Annotated in this window: 1 rRNA gene; it reads left to right on the top strand. The window is 65.1% G+C overall.

Annotation, left to right across the window (positions count from 1 at the left end):
* A 16S ribosomal RNA gene (locus SFLMC1_RS06465) occupies window positions 1-1,029 on the top strand; the annotation flags it as partial.

Raw genomic sequence — 1,029 nt, 5'->3', positions numbered from 1 at the left:
GGGTCGTAAACCGCTTTCAGCAGGGAAGAGAGAAGACTGTACCTGCAGAAGAAGCCCCGGCTAACTACGTGCCAGCAGCCGCGGTAATACGTAGGGGGCGAGCGTTATCCGGATTCATTGGGCGTAAAGCGCGCGTAGGCGGCCCGGCAGGCCGGGGGTCGAAGCGGGGGGCTCAACCCCCCGAAGCCCCCGGAACCTCCGCGGCTTGGGTCCGGTAGGGGAGGGTGGAACACCCGGTGTAGCGGTGGAATGCGCAGATATCGGGTGGAACACCGGTGGCGAAGGCGGCCCTCTGGGCCGAGACCGACGCTGAGGCGCGAAAGCTGGGGGAGCGAACAGGATTAGATACCCTGGTAGTCCCAGCCGTAAACGATGGACGCTAGGTGTGGGGGGACGATCCCCCCGTGCCGCAGCCAACGCATTAAGCGTCCCGCCTGGGGAGTACGGCCGCAAGGCTAAAACTCAAAGGAATTGACGGGGGCCCGCACAAGCAGCGGAGCATGTGGCTTAATTCGAAGCAACGCGAAGAACCTTACCAGGGCTTGACATATGGGTGAAGCGGGGGAGACCCCGTGGCCGAGAGGAGCCCATACAGGTGGTGCATGGCTGTCGTCAGCTCGTGTCGTGAGATGTTGGGTTAAGTCCCGCAACGAGCGCAACCCCCGCCGCGTGTTGCCATCGGGCGATGCCGGGAACCCACGCGGGACCGCCGCCGTCAAGGCGGAGGAGGGCGGGGACGACGTCAAGTCATCATGCCCCTTATGCCCTGGGCTGCACACGTGCTACAATGGCCGGTACAGAGGGATGCCACCCCGCGAGGGGGAGCGGATCCCGGAAAGCCGGCCCCAGTTCGGATTGGGGGCTGCAACCCGCCCCCATGAAGTCGGAGTTGCTAGTAATCGCGGATCAGCATGCCGCGGTGAATGCGTTCCCGGGCCTTGTACACACCGCCCGTCACACCACCCGAGTCGTCTGCACCCGAAGTCGCCGGCCCAACCGAGAGGGGGGAGGCGCCGAAGGTGTGGAGGG

This window comes from Collinsella aerofaciens (assembly GCF_901212495.1).
GTDB lineage: Bacteria > Actinomycetota > Coriobacteriia > Coriobacteriales > Coriobacteriaceae > Collinsella > Collinsella aerofaciens_H.
This window is presented reverse-complemented; position numbering and strand designations above follow the sequence as displayed.